General features: G+C 38.4%; 1 protein-coding gene. It reads right to left on the bottom strand.

The genetic code is table 11. From position 1 onward, the window contains the following. Positions 1-1,129: transposase (locus tag ABDZ84_RS21395; RefSeq protein ID WP_343782941.1), on the bottom strand; the 1,129-nt coding region annotated here is incomplete at its 3' end. Positions 1,130-1,153: the final 24 nt, after the last annotated feature.

The following is a 1,153-nucleotide window of genomic DNA, read 5'->3' as shown; positions in this document are numbered from 1 at the left end:
TATATCTTCGAAGGTTGGTAGTTATTTTCACCTTGTAAATCTTTTGACATAGACCTTCGGTTGCTAGCGGACAATCCTTACATTCCTTTGGTCGTGTGTATTTCAAGGTTTCATATTTGGTATCAAAGCTATCATAACGATAAGAATGTTCTCGAAAACAGGTAGGTGCAAAGTGTTTATCGAATCCAATGGGATCAGATTCATTTCGCTTATTGTAAGCTATTACTGATTGTTGCCCCATACGGTTTACTTGGACATAAACAGGATCATAATCATAACCAGCATCCATTGTTTGATAACGTAAAGATGAAAGAGATAGACGTTCATGAATGCCCTTCAATAAAGGAATGGCTGCTTTTCCATCATTTAAACTGCCTGAAGAAAACAAAGACTGCAAAATGTATTGACTTGATGTGCCAACTGCTAGATGTCCTTTATAGCCATACCAGAACACATTTTTACCTTCACTGTTTTTCTTTATGCCCCATTTCGGATCTTGAGGAACTTCGTTCCTCAGTTCTGTTAGTGGTACAGGTAACTGAGCTTCAATCTTTTTTTCGTAAAGTGGAAGGCTTGCTTCCTTTTTAGCTTGTTCTTCCAACCATTGTTCTCGTTCTGCCTTTGATTTACGACCACGTTTTTTCGGTTCTGTCTTTGTTTTTTCTTCTTTAGCTGGAGCTTGATCACGTGCTTCAAAATGAGTTGCATCGATTGCAACGGTATCATCGATAATGAAACCTTCTGCAATCGCTTGAAATAAAACTGTCTCTTGTGCTAATTCAAGTGTATTAGAATCACTGAGTTTAGTGATCAATCGAGAATAAGCAGCCTCCGAAGGAGTCTCATCAGATACAAGAAATCCGCAGTTCCATTTGAACAGTGGGTCGTCTTTCAGACGTTTAATCAAGTCTTTAATTGTTGGAATACGTTCAATTATACGAACGCATAATGAGATAATCATTGCGGCATAGTTGAGCTTGACCGGTGCTCCAAGCCTTGATTTCTTGTTCACTTGATATAAGATTGCGTCCACATCTATTTCTGAAATGATTGCTTCATAACGTTGGGTAGGTTCCATTTCCAATAAGTCATAGATGTCAAATAAGCTCTCTTGTCGTATAATAGACATAGGGAGTCCCTCCAGTCTTTTGGT

The organism is Virgibacillus salarius, from assembly GCF_039521925.1.
In the GTDB taxonomy this organism is placed as follows: Bacteria; Bacillota; Bacilli; order Bacillales; family Amphibacillaceae; genus Virgibacillus; species Virgibacillus salarius.
The sequence above is the reverse complement of the archived record's forward strand: the minus strand, read 5'-3'. Positions and strand labels throughout refer to the sequence as shown.